Below are 15,217 nucleotides of genomic sequence, written 5' to 3'. Positions count from 1 at the left end.
TTCGGGGCAGACTGGTGAAATGACTCTTTCACCGCTCATCACACTCAATGACGGCCACACCATCCCGCAACTGGGCCTCGGCACCTGGCCGCTGGACGACGACCAGGTGGCGACCGCCGTCGTACATGCCCTGGAAGCCGGATACCGGCACATCGATACCGCCGTGAAATACGGCAACGAGGAGGGCGTGGGGAACGGCATCCGAGCCAGCGGCATTGACCGCGGTGAACTGTTTGTTACCACCAAACTGGACGGCCAGTTCCAAGGCGAGGACCGGGCCGTAGCAGGGCTGGAAGGGTCCCTGACCCGCATGGGGCTGGATTATGTGGACCTCCTGCTCATCCACTGGCCACTCCCCGCGCGGGATGAGTTTGCCTCCACTTGGAAGACGTTCGAACGGCTGCAGGCCGAGGGGAAAGTCCGGTCGATCGGCGTTTCCAACTTCAAACCGGCCCATCTGGAGCGACTCTTCGCTGAGTCGGACGTAGTGCCAGCCGTGAACCAGATCCAGCTGAGCCCGGCCGTCACCCGGGCCGCGGATCGTGAGTTCAACGCTAAGCACGGAATCGTCACGGAGTCATACAGCCCACTGGGTGGTTCCGGAGCGAGCCTGCTGCGGGCTCCGATCTTGGCCCAACTGGGTGAAAAGTACGGCAAAACGCCCGCTCAAATGGTGTTGCGCTGGCATATTGAGCAGGGACTTGTAGTCATTCCAAAATCGGGCAATCCGGAGCGGATGAAGGAGAACCTGGAGATCTTCGACTTCGCCCTGGAGCCGCACGATCTAGCGGAATTTGCCGCCTTGGACGAGGGCCCCGGCGGCGGGAACGATTCCGACCAGACGGGGCACTGAGAGGCCCCCTAACCGGCCTCTTTTGGGGATCCGGAGTGGCGAAAAGAAACTAAGCATGATTACTATTGAGGCAGAGGGATGAAGCGTACCCGGGATCCGGGCACCTCCCTGACTTAGGAAGAAGGAACGACAAAAATGGGCTTCTTTGGATTTCTGATTCTTGGCCTTATTGCCGGTGCTATCGCTAAGGCGATCCTTCCCGGCCGACAGGGTGGCGGAATTTTCATCACACTGCTTCTCGGTGTCGTCGGAGCGTTCCTCGGCGGTTGGCTTGGTAGCCTGCTCTTCAACGCGCCGCTGCAGGAATTCTTCTCCATCCAGACCTGGCTGCTCGCGATCGTGGGCTCCATCATCGTGCTTCTTGTTTACGGCATGATCACGAAGCGCAGCGTTCGCAGCTAACTTCGTCACCGGTATGAAAACCGGCCCCGGGACACTTCCCTGGGCCGGTTTTCTTTCCTTCCGGCCAATCGCGCCGGAGACTGACACCTTCTCAACGGGCAGGAGTTCATTATGAAATCGAAACTTCTTTTGGGTATTGGCATCGCTGCAGGCTACGTCCTGGGATCGCGGTCCGGCCGGGCAGCGTACGACAAGCTGAAGTCCAGGGCCACGGGCATCTGGGACAGTAAGCCCGTCCAGGACAAGGTCAGTGCTGCCACGGAAGCCATCAAGGAAAAGGCTCCCGGGGTTGCGGACCAGCTCGGCGAGGCTGCGCGCAGGGCGGGCACCGTGATCGGGTCCGCCGTCCACCACGACGCGTCCAGCAATGGCAAAGCAAAAACGTCCGACGCCGGCGCCTCGCAAAGTGCGCCGGGCGCCGCCGGAGACCACGTCCCTGCCCACAGCACCCACCCGGAAACGGTGAACCTCGGGACCTCGGATGTTGAATCCGACCCCGCACTCAACGATAGCCAGGGCCAGGACTGGTCCGACGAGGGCGGCGCCACTCCCGCAGGCGCAGCCACGAACGTCGATCCCCGACGGGAATGATCCAACGTTTCCTTGAGGGTGCGTAACGGCCCCGGCCGCTGCGTGACATAAAGCCCTGCGGGAACTGTGCTAAAACTGATTGACCTTGCTGGCCGTCGCGATCCTTGGGGGACGCGGCGGCCGGTGGCGTCTCAGCTGATGGCAACCAAGGGGCCCACGTGGCCGGCCGGGATATTCGGGGGTACATATGAGCACTTCAGGCAACATCCCAGCCGCACCCGCGGGGTGGTACACCGATCCTGCCGGCACAGGACGGCTCCGCTGGTGGGACGGCTCCGCCTGGACCGACCAGTTCAGCACCCCCTCCCAGCAAGGCCCCTATGGCTGGCCCGGGGCTGCCAGCCCGTATGTAGGGTCCAGTCCCTACGCCGCGGCCGGTTACCCTGCGGTTCCTTATGCGAACGTACCCGTTGCCTTCGAGCGTCCCCTCCTCAGGCGCGACGCTCCGGTCTACAACCCGCTGATTTGGGTCATCACCCTGCTTCCGTTGTTGTCCACTGTTCTTGTGCTTCTCTGGAACCCGGAATTCAGGTTCATCGTCGTGGGCCGACAGCAGACTTTGGACCCGTGGTCGCTCTTCACTCCCACGTATTTCCTGATGCTCTTCTCGGGATTCCTCATCTACGCGGCTTCCGTGCTGCTGGCGTACTTCGACTCCCAACGGCTCAAGCGTGACGGCGTCGTGAGGCCGTTCCATTGGGCATGGAGCTTTCTCAGCGGCGCCGTTTACGTCATCGGGCGATCAGTGATTATGGCTAAAGTAGCCAGGGGCCGGGGGTTGGTACCCATCTGGGTAATGATCGGCGTCGTGATCCTCAACATCGTGGTGACAAACATCAAGATGTCCGCGCTGATGTCGACCATGATCGCGACCATTCCCGCCTGAGCAGGTGTTTGGCGGTCGAGGCAGCGGCTGTTGCCGCATGCCGCAACGCAGCAGTTCCTTCGATCTGGATTGCAGCAACCCGCGTCGGTAGAATTTAACTGCCTCGGAGCGGACACGATTCGGGTCCTGCACGGGGTTCCGGAAATGGAACGCATCATGCTCGACAACCTGCTTTGTAAGTTGAATATTGGGCACCACTGGCTCGCAGAATCCAAGCCTGACGGCACCTTCTACCGGCACTGCGCGAAGTGTGGGAAAGCTGATCTACACAGTGACCGATGGTCCGGGCGCGTTGCGCGGGGAGACCACCGCAGTGGCCCGAATAGCGGTCAGTTTATTCTGAGCAACCCGCCCGACTCCTAAAATGTCGTACCCTCGCGACAGAGTATTCCTATGGAGGCTTTGGCGGAGCGGCTTATAGGGAACGGCGGCAGTTCCATCGCGCTGACGTACGCTACGTCGCCGGTCACCGGGACTTCCGCTGGGCTGATGTCCGACGACGGCAATAATGTCGTACCCTCGCGGCAGAGTGTTCCCATGGAGGCTTTGGCGGAGCGGCTTGCGGGAAACGGCGGTAGTTCCTCCGTGCTGACGCACGCTGCGTCGCCGGTCACCGGGACTTCCGCTGGGCTGATGTCCGACGGCGCCAGTTCCTACGTGCCCGCGCCGGTGAGCCTGGCGACGGCGATCGCCGTGGTCCGCGCCGCGGTGGCCGCGGCTCCGGACCACCTTGCCATGGCCGGCTACGTCGAGGCCGCCGAGTACGCCGCCCAGATCGAGGAACTCTCCCGCTCCGTGGACTACGCCCAGATCCTCTCCGCAGAGGCCGTGGACCGCACCCGAACCGAAGCCATCACCCGCGCCGCGGCCACCCGGGCCACCAGAACCTGGACCACCGGCTGGGACAACGGCACCGAAACCCTGAACGAAACCGCCCCCGCCGAAACACACGCCGACTGGCCCGACACCAGTGCCAGCTCCGTGGCAGGGTCCCCGGCGGACGACGGCTGCAAAACCACCGCCGAGTTCCTCCGCCTGCGGCTGCGGATCGGGCTCGGCGAAGCCAAACGCCGCCTCCACCTCGCCCACGCCATCCTGCCCGAAACCACCCTCACCGGCGACCGGATCCCACCGGCCCGCGAACACCTCGCCGCAGCCTTCACCCCCGCCACCACCGCAGACCCCGGCACCGAAGACCCCACCGCACCTGCGTTCCCGGCCGGCTCCGGACCGGCGCTCTCCTCCCGGGCCGGGACCATCATCACCGCCACCCTGGACCGCCTCAAACACCACACCACACCACAGAACCTGGACCGGATCGAACACGACCTCACCCGCACCGCCGCGACCACCGACCCCGACTTCCTCGCCCGCCTCGCCCGCCGCTGGGCCGACACCCTCGACGCCGACGGCACCGAACCCACCGAAGAAGCCCTCCGCCACACCCAAGGCGCATTCATCCGCAAACCCCGCCACGGCCTGCACCACCTCGAAATCTTCGCCACCACCGACCAATACGAAATCTTCGCCACCATCATGAACGCCGCCACCAACCCCCGCACCCAACCCGGCAGCAGCGGCACCGGCGTGCGGCAGGACACCGGCGGATGGCCGGACAATGACCCGGACCTGGACCGCCGCACCCGGTCCCAGAAACAACTCGACGGCATCATCACCGCCTTCAAAGCCGCCCTCACCACCAACAAACTGCCCACCGCCGGCGGCAACCGCCCCCAAATCCTCGCCACCATCAACTACCAAGACCTCCTCCCCCACCTCCCCGCCGCCAACCAAAGCAGAACCGGCACAGGCACGGGCACCTTCGTCTTCAGCGGCCCCGTCACCGCAGCGACCATCCGCAAACTCGCCTGCGACGCCGACATCATCCCCGCCCTCCTGGGCACCCACGGCGAAATCCTGGACCTCGGCCGCAAAACCCGGCTCTTCACCCCCGCCCAACGCCTCGCCCTCACCGCCCGAGACCAAGGCTGCACCTTCCCCAACTGCACCATCCCCGCCCCCTGGTGCGAAGCCCACCACATCAGCTACTGGTCACACCACGGCCCCACCAACACAGAAAACGGCGCCCTCCTCTGCTCCCACCACCACCACCTCATCCACAAAGAACAATGGACCATCCACACCACCAACGGCGTCCCCTGGTTCACACCACCACGCCACATCGACCCCACCCAAAAACCCCAACAAAACCACTACTTCAAACCACCCCCACCACCCCAACGCGAATAGGCCTGGACGTTTCGCGGAAGCTGCATTCGGCCAAACCAGATGGTTCGCGGGCTTCCGCGGCGCCGGGAAACGGCCGATAGCTATGCAGCTACCGCCAGGAATCGATCAGAATCTGAGAGCTAACCAGCTCGGCCGACAACAACGGTGCCGTCGAGCTCGGCCGACCGGGCAGTCCGGACTGCGAACCCCGCCGCCGCCATGATCGATGCCGTGCGGTTAGCCTGCCGCCCACTCGTTTCGAGGAGGACATGCCCGCCGGCATGCAGCCACTCCCCGGCACCAGCAGCAATGCGGCGATGGAGATCGAGGCCGTCCACACCGCCGTCGAGCGACAACATCTGCTCATAATCACGTGCTTCGCGTGGCATGGTGGCAATCTCGGCTGTTGGGACATAAGGTGCATTCGCCGTCAGCACTGTGACCCGTCCTTTGATGGCCGGGGGGAGGGCATCGAAGAGATCGCCCTCGTGAACCACTCCACCCACCCGGCCAACGTTACGGCGCGCACACAGCACAGCGGCAGGATCAAAGTCCGCAGCATGCAGTTCAACCGCTGGCATCCGGGACGCGATCAGGGCACCCGCTGCGCCGGATCCGCAGCAAAGATCAACGACGACGGCGGGCCGCACTAGTGGCGTCGACACTCGTGCCCTGCCCCGGCGGACCGTGGGCTCCCCCACCGAGACCTTTGACAGCAGCGCGACAGCCTCGTTGACCAGCAACTCTGTGCGGCGGCGCGGAACAAAAACACCGGCGTCGAGCTCAATCCGCAGGCCCCCAAACTCTGCCCAGCCGAGAATGTGCTCAAGCGGATAGCCAGCAACGCGCCGCTCAACGGTGGCACTGACATCTGCGGGAGAGGACGCGGCGGCCACCAGCAGCCGGGCCTCCTCCTCAGCAAAGACGCACCCTGCGGAACGCAGGCGCTCGACGATCCCGGCAATGGAATCGGCGGTGCAATCGGCACTAGGATCAAAGCCCAGTCCGGAGCGTGACAACGCAAACCCCTTTCGGCATGCCGGCAGGAGCAAACAGCACACAGTCCGGTAACGTCGCCAGGTCTCGCAAGATAACCGCCACGAACCTCATGCTATGCGCTCATTGGCCTCTTGGCACAGGTCTCAAAAGACTGGATTCACGCTGTGCACGCGTTCATTCTGTGCACGCGCCCCGTCAATCACGACGGCGGTCCGGTCACTTACCGGTACCAACACGCCACGCACCTGCTGACTGCCGGCTAATCTGTTTCTGCCAGGTAGAGGAGCCCGGCCCAGGGGAAACAGATCAGCTCCCCCAGACTGGGCTCCTTGTCGGTTTGCTCGGGTGCGGCGTCGTCCCGCATGCCATGCGTTTGTCCGCTCATGGCTAGACCGAGGCCGGGGCGTGGGTGCCCGTCATCAGGGCCGCGAGGTCGTCCGGTTCCAGGAATGACGGCGGCGGTGGCGGACCCCAGCTGAAGAGGCCCTGGGCTCCGTGGAAGGTCTCCGGGGTCCAGATTTCGTCCTCGGGGATGCAGTCCATGTCGGAGTAGTACTCCGAGAAGTTTCCGGCGGGGTCTTTGAGATACCAGAAGAAGTTCGAGCCTGCATGGTGGCGGCCGAGGCCCCAAATGTGGCGTTCGGGGTTGTTTTCCAGCATTGCTTTCGCCCCGCGGCCGACGTCGTCGATGTCATCGACCTGCCAGGAGGTGTGGTGCAGGAAGTTCACGGGTGCGGCGAGGGCGAGGACGTTGTGGTGGTCAACGGAGCAGCGCATGAACGCGCCCTTATCGCCCACGTAGTCGCTGATTTTGAAGCCGATGCCTTCAGTGAAGAACTTCATCGTCGCCGCCAAGTCCACCGTGCCGATCACGGTATGGCCCAGTTTGCGCGGCTTGATCCGGGTTTCACGCACGACGCCGGGCGCCCGCCCTAGGCGGTCGGTCCGGCCTGGCCCGTTGTAGGGGGTGGCAGGGGTCCTTTCCTGGGCTATGCGGGGGGCAACGTGGATGCGGGCGGTGAACCCGGAGATGGGTTCCTGCGCGAGGAGTTCGGAGCCGTTGTGGCTGATCGGCACGCCGAGGCGGGTCATCTGCGCGGTGACTTTGGCGACGTCGTCGTAGTTGTCCACACCAACGCCGAGTTCCACGAGGCGCCGAGTCGGCGCGTGGACGATTTTAAGTTGCTCGCCGCCGTCGCGGGTTCCAAACGAGTTGTTGCCCAGCGGGTCCAGGCCGAATTCCTCGTAGTACGCGGCAGTTTCGGCGACGTTGGGGACGCCCATCACCACGCGGGTCAGACGGTGCAAAGACATGGGATTACTCCTTTGTATCCATGGATAAGGCTAAACGCTGATCTGGCGAGCGTCGCTGCTGCCCGGCTGAGGACCGGGCAGCAGCGACGGCTCACTAAACGGCCGCGACGAACGTCTGGGTGATTTCGCCGATGCCTTCGATGCGAGAGACGAGGGTTTCGCCGGGCTGGATAAAACGCTGCGGGCTCCGGCCAAGGCCCACGCCGGAGGGCGTGCCGGTGAAGATGATGTCGCCGGGGAGCAGCGTGACGGTCTGGGAAAGGCCCTGGATCAGGGCCGGAACGGAGAAGATCAGTTCGCTGGTGCGTCCCTTTTGGACTTCTTCACCGTCTAGGCTGCAGCCGATCGCCAGGTCATCCGGGTTGCTGAACTCCGCGGGGCTAACGAGCCACGGACCCACCGGAGCGAAACCCGGGAACGACTTGCCCAGTCCGAACTGCGGTGCCGGTCCCCGAAGTTGGGAAACGCGTTCAGACAGGTCCTGCCCGATCGAGAGACCGGCAACATACTCCCACGCATTAGCCGCAGAGACATTCGAGGCTTCCTTGCCGACGATGGCTACGAGCTCCACTTCCCAGTCCGTGTTTCCTCCCTCGGGCAGGACAACCTGGGTGTCCGGGCCAGTGAGGGAACTGACGAACTTGGTGAACACCGGTGGCAACTGGTCCGGTTCTTCGAACCCTGATTCCTTGGCGTGGGCGCTGTAGTTCAGCCCGATGGCAAAGATCTGGCGCGGCGCCGGGGAGGGGGACCCCAGCAGGGAACGGTCGATGGCCACATCGGCGGCGACACTGGTCAGGCCCTGCGCCCAGGCGGTGAATGCTTCAAATTCGGTGTAGATAGAGGTCAGGTCCGGGCCGAATCGGCCGTCGCTGGCGGTGTGGACGTCAATGCCGGCCTCATCGGAGGTCAGCAGGACGGCCCGGTTGTTGTGGTTTGCGATTCGCAAAATAACTCCTTGAAGTAAGTGGTGGTGTCGGCTCGGTGTGCCCCAGCCGGTCAGGACCCGAAGGTCACAGCAGTTCTGTTGCCAGCACCTGGCTGAGCGCGGACTTCAGAACGGCTTGGGCGTTGTCCGCGGCGCCGACTGAACGGAAGGCAACGTACCGGTCGGGCCGGACCAGAACCGCACCGGTCGGCGAGATCTCGCGGTGCTTGAGCCAGGCGGCCCGGACATCAACGTAGTCGCTGTCGAGCACACCCACGGTGGCTGCCTTGATGGGCAGGTTGTACTCGGCGGCGATCTTGTTCGCGGCCTCCACCCAGTCGCCGCCGTCTTCGCCGGCGATGAGCAGGAAATGCCCGCCATGGACCAGGGTACCCAGCGGGATCCGCTCACCTTCGCGTTCCACGAAAGCATGGGGCATCGGGTGGCCGGGCTTGGTGCTCGGCTCGTAGAGGCGTACCGGGTCCAGCGGGACGTACTCGGGGCTGCCGTCATGGACGACGGCCGTGGAGTCATACGTGTAGCCGAACTCCACGTTATGGTGGCGGAATTCCATGGTCTGCGAACCGATAGCCTTGTTCAGCGCGTGCCGCTTGTTGTGCGATTCGGGCAGGTCCTCCCACAGGGGACGGACTTCGGCCCAGTTCTGTTCCGGGGTGTTTTCAGGAGAGAGGTTCAGGGCCTTGTCGATGACGAAGTGGTTCATCGCGTTGGCAACGGCATTGTTGATGTTGTTCTGGTCCACCGGCTTACGCTCTGCCTCGTAGGTGTCCAGCAGCGAATCGCCGGCCTGTCCACGAAGGACCGACGCTACCTTCCAGCACAGGTTGTAGGCGTCATGTACTGCGGAGTTCAGTCCCAGCCCGCCTGTCGGGGGATGCCGGTGCGCGGCGTCCCCGAGAAAGAATACGGAGTCTGCCCGAAACTTGTCCGAGATAACGCCTTCCATGACCCACTGGCTGATGCTGTTGATCTCGGGGTCGAAGTCCGGGATGCCGAGCGTGCCCTTGAGGCGGTCCAGGACCTTTTCGCGCTGCATGGCCTCGGGGTCATCCGTGGCGTACTGCAGGTGGATGATCCATTCCTCGGAGGCAGGTCCCCAGTTATCCGGACCCATGGGAACGAGCACCCCGCTGGACCAGGAACCGCCAAAGTCAGGGTTAACCAGCCAGCGGATGAGGACCTCGTCGTCCTTAAGGTAAGAGGAAAGGTCTGCGGTGAAGTGCACGGTGACCATGCGCATCAGGTCACGCGGGCCGGACATGCCGACGCCCAGGATCTTGCCGACTGTCCGGCCGCCGTCGGCCGCAAACAGGTACTTTGCGCGGACCGTGAAGTCTGTGCCGTCGTCCTTGTTGTGGACGGTGGCCACGACGCCGTCCTCGTCCTGGACCAGGGCTGTCAGTTCGTGGTTGAAGCGGACGTTGCCCGGGTTCACGGACTCAGCATGTGCCCTGAGGACCGGTTCGAGCCGGATCTGCGGAAGGTTGCAGGTGCGGCGGGGGCTGGCTGCCACATAGTCGGGATCGGTATAGCCGCCGCCCCAGACCTCAAGGCGTCCCAGCTCACGGCCGTAGCCGTCGTGATCGCCGGTAATCCCCGCATACCAGCCTGTGGCCTTCATGTTCTTAGCCGGTGTGCTGCGCTTGTAGATCTCCGGGGCGACGCCGACTTCCGTGAAGATCTCCATGGTGCGCTGGTTCAGCACGTGGGCCTTGGGCAGGATCGAGGTGTTGGGGAACGCTGTCACCAGCAGCGACTCGATACCGAGGTTCGACAGCGTCATTGAGGCGGTGAGGCCGGCTCCGCCGCCGCCAACGATCAGGACAGGAACTTGTACATCCGTCATGGAATCTCCTAAGGACAGATACTGCGGGATATGGCCGTTTTTCTCGAATGGGGGCTGCGTTGCCATCCGGACTCGAGCGACCGATCTTGGGTGATCTGCAACACACACTGCCAGCTCTTCATCGACAAAGCAAGAAAATATCGATTTTATTTGAGTTAGGCGTTTTTCCTTATTTCGTCGGGTAAGGTGTTGTCATGAGCGCTACAGAGCCCAAGACCCATTCCGAAGGGGTGTATGCCTCCCTTCGGGCTGAACTGCTGGGCGGCGCCTTCCTTCCGGGCAGCAAACTTCGGCTTGCAGGCATAGGAACCCGGTACGGTGTGAGCCTTTCGGTTGTCCGGGAAGCCATGACGCGTCTTGCCGGCGAGGGCCTGGTACGGGCGCTCCCCCAACGCGGCTTCTGCGTGACTCCGCTGTCCGTGGCAGACCTGCTGGATCTAACCCGCGCCCGCGTCCTCATCGAAACTGCCGTGCTCCGCGAGTCCATCGGCCAAGGTGGCCTCGACTGGGAATCCGCTGTACTTGCAGCACATCACACCCTCCAAGGAACGCCATACACAACCCATGAAGGGCACCTGGGCGGAGACTGGTCTGTAGCCCACCATGCGTTCCACCGGGCCCTGCTTACCGGAGCCAAGAGCCCGCGGCTCGAGTCCATCGCCACGGAGCTGCGGGATTGTTCCCTGCTGTATCAGCACTGGTCCATTGACATTGCCCATGATCTGGACCGCGACGTCGCCGCAGAGCACCGGAACATCGCGGAGTTGGCGGTTGCCAGGGATGCCGACGGCGCCGTCAAGGCACTCACTGATCACATTGAGCGGACCACTGCAGCCCTCCTTGCCTATGCGGAATCGAATACTGAGCGGGGACGCACTGTCGGCATCTCGGCCTGACAGTCGTTTCAGTGTGATCACAGCTCCCAGGCTCGATCCCATTCTGAGTCCGGCCCCGGCGCTCAGCGAACTGCGTGCCCAAGACCGGTGACGAGCCGGCGGACGGCGTCCTCCGCAGTGGGTGGGACGCCGAAAAACTGCTGCTGAAGCGCCGTGTCCGCCACATATCGCCCGGTCTGGAACCAGTCGATCATGGCGGAAAGGTCCTTGGCCATCGGATTGACCGGCGCCAGCACGGTCCCTGCGGCCCTTAAGAAGCCAGTGGGAACGGAGCGGACGCGGATGGTCTTGCCGGTGAGCCGGCCTGCGATATCCGCAATGTCCTGCATGCTTACCGGCCTGTCCCAGCCGATGTCGATGCGCCGGCCCTCTACCCCCGGAACGTCAACGGCCGCGGCCAGATAACGGGCCAGATGCGCGGTGTGCACAAACGTCAGCGGTATCCGCGACGATCCGAACCAGCTCAGCCGCCCCTTGCTGATGGGGTCGCCGCCGAACCGGGTGATCTGGTCCAGGAACGCACCCGGGCGCAGGGCCACAAAGGGCACGCCGAGTTTCTCCAGCCGGTCCTCCGCAAGCTTCTTGTGCCAGAAGTGCGGCACCTGCGGCGTCTGGTCGCACGTGAGGATGCTGGTCAGGACGAACCGCCGGATCCCCGAGCGGCTGGCCGCCTCCACGAGGTTGGTGTTGCCCACGATGTCCGTCTCGCTGGTATCGCCCTTGCGGTGCCGAGTGTAGCCGGCCGCTGAGGTGATGACGGTGTCCGCGCCCTCCATGGCACGCGACAGCGACGCCGGATCCATCATGTCGCCGCGGGCAACCTGGGCGCCGGCCGCTTCGACGCGGGACGCATCCGAGCCCGGCCGCACCAGTGCCCGTACCTGTTTGCCCCGAGCGAGCAGCTCCGTGACAACCTGGCTGCCCAGCATGCCGGTACCGCCCACCACCAGGACTGGTCCGTCGCTCATCTGAGTCCTCCCGTGAACCGACTTCACCCCGTGAACCGGCCCAAGGGGTGTCCGGCCCGCTGCTCACATTGTCGCCCCCGCCCGGGGCAGCCCGCCAGCCCTACCCGAGTAAGGATTCCGACACAGCGGCCAGGAGCGAGTTGAACCTGGCGTTGCCGGGAAGGTCATCGATAAACACGGCCTTACCGGTCGGGTCGCCCAGCGGAACCTGCCAGTTCGGGTACAGCGCTTCCGTGGTGCCCGGCTGGTTCTGCACACGCCGCTCCCCCACCGCGTCAACCAGTGCGACGCCGAGCAACACCGACGGCGTCTGGGCGAGGAGGCGGTGCAGCGCCACTATGGTGCGCTCCTCACTCTCGTGGCTTCCGGTTCCGCCTTCAGGCAGCAGCCCGCGTTCGCGCAGCAAACCCATCATCTTCTCAAGCGTGGCCACATGCTCGGCCCGCTCTTCGGCTTCGGATCGTTCCAGCAGCCCCAGCCTGCTGCGGAGTGCCACATGGTCGCCCGCAAGGTAGCCGGCGGTGGGCGGCAGGTCATGGGTGTTGACACTGGCGAGCGCCTGCGTGCGGTACCGCTCCGGCGGCAGCGGGGAGTCGCCGTCGTTCTCGAACCAGAGGATGGACGTTCCCAGGATGCCGCGGGCAGCAAGGTAGTCACGCACCCACGGTTCGAAGGTTCCCAGGTCCTCGCCGATCACCACGGCTCCGGCGCGCTGGGCCTCCAGCGCCAGAATGCCGATCAGGGCGTCGTGGTCATACGTGACGTAGGCGCCGTCCCGCGGCGAGTTTCCGGCCGGCACCCACCAGAGGCGGAACAGTCCCAGGACGTGGTCCACCCGGATGCCGCCGGCGTGCCGGAGGACCGTGGAGAGCATGTTGCGGAAGGGTGCGTAGCCGGCCTCGGCCAAGCGGGACGGATGCCACGGCGGCTGGTTCCAGTCCTGGCCCTGCTGGTTGTACATGTCCGGCGGCGCCCCCACGCTGATCCCCGGCGCCAGCACATTGTGGAGCGTCCAGGCGTCGGCGCTGCTCAGGTCAACGCCCACGGCCAGATCATGCACTACTCCCAGCCGCATGCCTGCCCGGCGTGCGGCCTGCTGCGCGTATTCGAGCTGCTCGTCACAGATCCACTGCAGCCAGCGGTGGAACCCGATCCGGTCGGCAAGCTTGCCGCGCAGGGCTTCGGCCGCAACGGATCCGAGCGCACAGTCCGGATCGGTCCACAGCGGGTCCTCCGGTGCGAGGTCTTCCCGGATGGCGGACCAGAGAGCAAAATCGTCCAGGCCGGGACCGGAGCTCCGACAAAATTCGTCAAACGCTGCCTGCCGGGCCGGCGAGCGCCGCGCGTGGTACAGCAGCTCCAAGGCCTGGAGCTTGGCCGCGAACACGGCGTTCCGGTCCAGCCGCTCCCCGTCCGCATTCAGGCTCTGGACCTGTTCCTGGAGCCTTTCGATCGCGGCACGTTTGCGCGGCCTGAGGTAAGCAAGTTCCGGGATGGCTTCCACCCGGATGTACAGCGGGTTGAAAAAGCGCCGCGTGGACGGCGAGTACGGCGAGGGCTGGACCGGCGGGACGGGCTCCGCGGCGTGCAGGGGGTTGACCAGGACGTAGTCCGCGCCCCTTTCACCGCTCAGCGTCGCCAGGTCCGCGAGGTCCGCGAAGTCGCCGATGCCCCAGGACCGCTTCGACCGCACGGAGTACAGCTGCGTGGCCAGGCCCCAGCCGCGGCGCTCCACCAAGGAATCGGCGGTGGTGAGCCGCGCAGGAACCACCACCAGCGCACACTCGGCTGTGACGCCGTCGGACTCGGCATGCAGCGTGTGCCAGCCAAGCGGCAGCCCCTCCGGCACGGCGAACGTGGCCCGGCCCGTGGGCACGCCGTCCACGTCCTGCGGCGGGACCCAGACATCCTGCTGGACCGCCTCCACGGGCTCGCCCGCGGCAGCTTCCAGCAATACTGTGAGACGCGCGGTGGCACCGTCCGGGACGTGGACCGAAACCAGCGGGGACTCGCCCTGTTGAACCACGACGGCGGGCGGCAGCATCCGCCGCCACGGCGCCAGTTCGGCCTCGGCCAGGGCGGCTTCGATCAGTTCGTTCGTGTGGGCCCGGACGCCCAACGCAGCAAGGACTTTGACCACGGTTTCGGGAGCGACGCTTTGCGGCAGCCCGTCCCAGCCGTGGAATGAGGTGCCCACCCCGTGCGCATCGGCCAGGCGCTGGAGGAGGTCCTGGTCCACGTGCGCATGACCTGCTGCTTCACCGGCGCCTGGCGGAGCCGGGGTTCCGGAGAACTGAGCGTACTGCTGGTCTGGAGCCTTCATGGATGTCCGCCTCGTCTGGTGTGATGGGCCCGAACTTACATTGCGTCCTGTTCGACCGGGAGCTTCCGCGCTCCCGGACAACTGTCGGTACCGATTATTGCAGGAGGGCACGGTTTGCCCGGGTAGCTTGGCAGGCAGCGCCCTTTCCGGACCAACCTTCCGGGTCAGTGCGCTGATGTTCCCCGGACCCCAGGGCGCTTATGCCCGTCCCAGCGCCTACTCCCGGACTTTCTTAGCCGCTGCCTTCGCTGCCTGCTTGCTGGCCCGCACCTTGACGAGCGACTCCGGATCCACGATGTCTGCGACCGAGAGAAAGGCATCTTCCTGGCCATAATGCCCGGCCGCCTCTCGCCAACCCGGCGCGTTCAGCCCGCGTTGCTTGCCGAGGAGCGCAAGGAAGATCTTTGCCTTCTGTTCCCCGAAACCGGGCAGGGCCTGCAGGCGGCGCAGTACTTCCTTGCCGTCGGGACCATCCTGCGTCCAGATCCGCGTGGCGTCACCGTTCCAGTCGCGCTGTACCGTCTCAGCGAGGGCCTGGACCCGCGCCGCCATCGAGCCGGGGAACCGGTGGACTGCCGGCCTCTCCTTGAAGACCTCCACGAACGCCTCCGGCTCGTAGGCGGCTACGGCTGCCGGATCGATGGAGCCTATGCGTGACCGGATCTTCTCCGGCCCTGCGAAGGCTGATTCCATGGTCACCTGCTGGTCCAACAGCATCCCGGTCAGCAGCGCAAACGCGTCATCAGTGAGCAGTTGGTCGGCAGCGGCGTCCCCGGTGATATGCAGTTCCATGAGCCTTATCCTTCCATCCCCGGCTTCATGCGTCATGGGGCCGGCTCATGTTTACGTCACTGGTCCAAGCAGAAGCCGGCAAAACCAAGTACTACCTAATCTCAAATACGAGTACCGATTACGCGTTCGCCCGGGACCACGCCCCAACTACCTTCGATCTAGAGCCAAA

General features: G+C 64.6%; 13 protein-coding genes. 6 read left to right on the top strand and 7 right to left on the bottom strand.

The genetic code is table 11. The annotated features are described in order from the left end of the window. The first annotated feature begins 19 nt into the window (after window positions 1-19). The 5 genes from AC1MCD_RS01455 (at window position 20) to AC1MCD_RS01435 (ending at window position 4,982) form a co-directional block, all read left to right on the top strand. Window positions 20-853 carry an aldo/keto reductase gene (locus AC1MCD_RS01455; RefSeq protein ID WP_498675202.1) on the top strand — a complete coding sequence of 278 codons (834 nt, stop codon included), beginning with the start codon at window positions 20-22 and terminating at the stop codon, window positions 851-853. Window positions 854-988: 135 nt separating this feature from the next. Then, window positions 989-1,255: a GlsB/YeaQ/YmgE family stress response membrane protein gene (locus AC1MCD_RS01450; protein WP_498675198.1), complete on the top strand. Its 267-nt coding sequence runs from the start codon at window positions 989-991 to the stop codon at window positions 1,253-1,255. Window positions 1,256-1,366: 111 nt separating this feature from the next. Next, window positions 1,367-1,846, top strand: a complete 480-nt coding sequence (locus tag AC1MCD_RS01445) for a hypothetical protein (protein WP_498675196.1) — start codon at window positions 1,367-1,369, stop codon at window positions 1,844-1,846. Window positions 1,847-2,033: 187 nt separating this feature from the next. Beyond that, window positions 2,034-2,732, top strand: a complete 699-nt coding sequence (locus AC1MCD_RS01440) for a DUF2510 domain-containing protein (protein ID WP_498675194.1) — start codon at window positions 2,034-2,036, stop codon at window positions 2,730-2,732. Window positions 2,733-3,125: 393 nt separating this feature from the next. Continuing rightward, window positions 3,126-4,982, top strand: coding sequence for an HNH endonuclease signature motif containing protein (locus AC1MCD_RS01435; RefSeq protein ID WP_498675192.1), 1,857 nt, complete (start codon window positions 3,126-3,128; stop codon window positions 4,980-4,982). Between the two features lie 119 nt (window positions 4,983-5,101). On the opposite strand, the gene AC1MCD_RS01430 is transcribed toward AC1MCD_RS01435, so the two are convergent. From AC1MCD_RS01430 to AC1MCD_RS01415, 4 genes are all read right to left on the bottom strand, one after another. Beyond that, window positions 5,102-5,917 carry a putative protein N(5)-glutamine methyltransferase gene (locus tag AC1MCD_RS01430; RefSeq protein WP_498678469.1) on the bottom strand — a complete coding sequence of 272 codons (816 nt, stop codon included), beginning with the start codon at window positions 5,915-5,917 and terminating at the stop codon, window positions 5,102-5,104. Between the two features lie 430 nt (window positions 5,918-6,347). Further along, a complete protein-coding gene (locus AC1MCD_RS01425; protein ID WP_498675190.1) occupies window positions 6,348-7,274 on the bottom strand; it encodes a VOC family protein in 927 nt (308 codons plus the stop codon). 94 nt (window positions 7,275-7,368) lie between these two features. After that, entirely contained in the window at window positions 7,369-8,223 is an 855-nt protein-coding gene (locus tag AC1MCD_RS01420) for a fumarylacetoacetate hydrolase family protein (RefSeq protein ID WP_498675188.1), read from the bottom strand. A gap of 64 nt (window positions 8,224-8,287) precedes the next feature. Beyond that, window positions 8,288-10,069 carry an FAD-dependent monooxygenase gene (locus AC1MCD_RS01415; RefSeq protein ID WP_498675185.1) on the bottom strand — a complete coding sequence of 594 codons (1,782 nt, stop codon included), beginning with the start codon at window positions 10,067-10,069 and terminating at the stop codon, window positions 8,288-8,290. A 194-nt stretch (window positions 10,070-10,263) separates the two neighbouring features. Here AC1MCD_RS01415 and AC1MCD_RS01410 point away from each other — a divergent pair, with 194 nt between their 5' ends. Next, complete coding sequence (locus AC1MCD_RS01410) at window positions 10,264-10,965, top strand: GntR family transcriptional regulator (RefSeq protein WP_498675184.1); 702 nt, start codon at window positions 10,264-10,266, stop codon at window positions 10,963-10,965. A 62-nt stretch (window positions 10,966-11,027) separates the two neighbouring features. Here AC1MCD_RS01410 and AC1MCD_RS01405 read toward each other — a convergent pair whose 3' ends face one another. The 3 genes from AC1MCD_RS01405 to AC1MCD_RS01395 form a co-directional block, all read right to left on the bottom strand. Then, window positions 11,028-11,933, bottom strand: coding sequence for an SDR family oxidoreductase (locus AC1MCD_RS01405; RefSeq protein WP_498675181.1), 906 nt, complete (start codon window positions 11,931-11,933; stop codon window positions 11,028-11,030). 100 nt (window positions 11,934-12,033) lie between these two features. Further along, window positions 12,034-14,256: a 4-alpha-glucanotransferase gene (gene malQ, locus AC1MCD_RS01400; RefSeq protein ID WP_498675177.1), complete on the bottom strand. Its 2,223-nt coding sequence runs from the start codon at window positions 14,254-14,256 to the stop codon at window positions 12,034-12,036. Between the two features lie 216 nt (window positions 14,257-14,472). Then, entirely contained in the window at window positions 14,473-15,048 is a 576-nt protein-coding gene (locus AC1MCD_RS01395; RefSeq protein WP_498675175.1) for an HhH-GPD-type base excision DNA repair protein, read from the bottom strand. Window positions 15,049-15,217 lie beyond the last annotated feature (169 nt).

Source organism: Arthrobacter sp. BF1 (assembly GCF_056680215.1).
This window is presented reverse-complemented; position numbering and strand designations above follow the sequence as displayed.

Excerpts from the sequence above, each read along its gene's own strand:
- AC1MCD_RS01455 (WP_498675202.1), top strand. The coding sequence starts at position 20 with ATGACTCTTTCACCGCTCATCACACTCAATGACGGCCACACCATCCCG.
- AC1MCD_RS01450 (WP_498675198.1), top strand. The coding sequence starts at position 989 with ATGGGCTTCTTTGGATTTCTGATTCTTGGCCTTATTGCCGGTGCTATC.
- AC1MCD_RS01445 (WP_498675196.1), top strand. The coding sequence starts at position 1,367 with ATGAAATCGAAACTTCTTTTGGGTATTGGCATCGCTGCAGGCTACGTC.
- AC1MCD_RS01440 (WP_498675194.1), top strand. The coding sequence starts at position 2,034 with ATGAGCACTTCAGGCAACATCCCAGCCGCACCCGCGGGGTGGTACACC.
- AC1MCD_RS01435 (WP_498675192.1), top strand. The coding sequence starts at position 3,126 with ATGGAGGCTTTGGCGGAGCGGCTTATAGGGAACGGCGGCAGTTCCATC.
- AC1MCD_RS01425 (WP_498675190.1), bottom strand. The coding sequence starts at position 7,274 with ATGTCTTTGCACCGTCTGACCCGCGTGGTGATGGGCGTCCCCAACGTC.
- AC1MCD_RS01415 (WP_498675185.1), bottom strand. The coding sequence starts at position 10,069 with ATGACGGATGTACAAGTTCCTGTCCTGATCGTTGGCGGCGGCGGAGCC.
- AC1MCD_RS01410 (WP_498675184.1), top strand. The coding sequence starts at position 10,264 with ATGAGCGCTACAGAGCCCAAGACCCATTCCGAAGGGGTGTATGCCTCC.
- AC1MCD_RS01405 (WP_498675181.1), bottom strand. The coding sequence starts at position 11,933 with ATGAGCGACGGACCAGTCCTGGTGGTGGGCGGTACCGGCATGCTGGGC.
- malQ (WP_498675177.1), bottom strand. The coding sequence starts at position 14,256 with ATGAAGGCTCCAGACCAGCAGTACGCTCAGTTCTCCGGAACCCCGGCT.
- AC1MCD_RS01395 (WP_498675175.1), bottom strand. The coding sequence starts at position 15,048 with ATGGAACTGCATATCACCGGGGACGCCGCTGCCGACCAACTGCTCACT.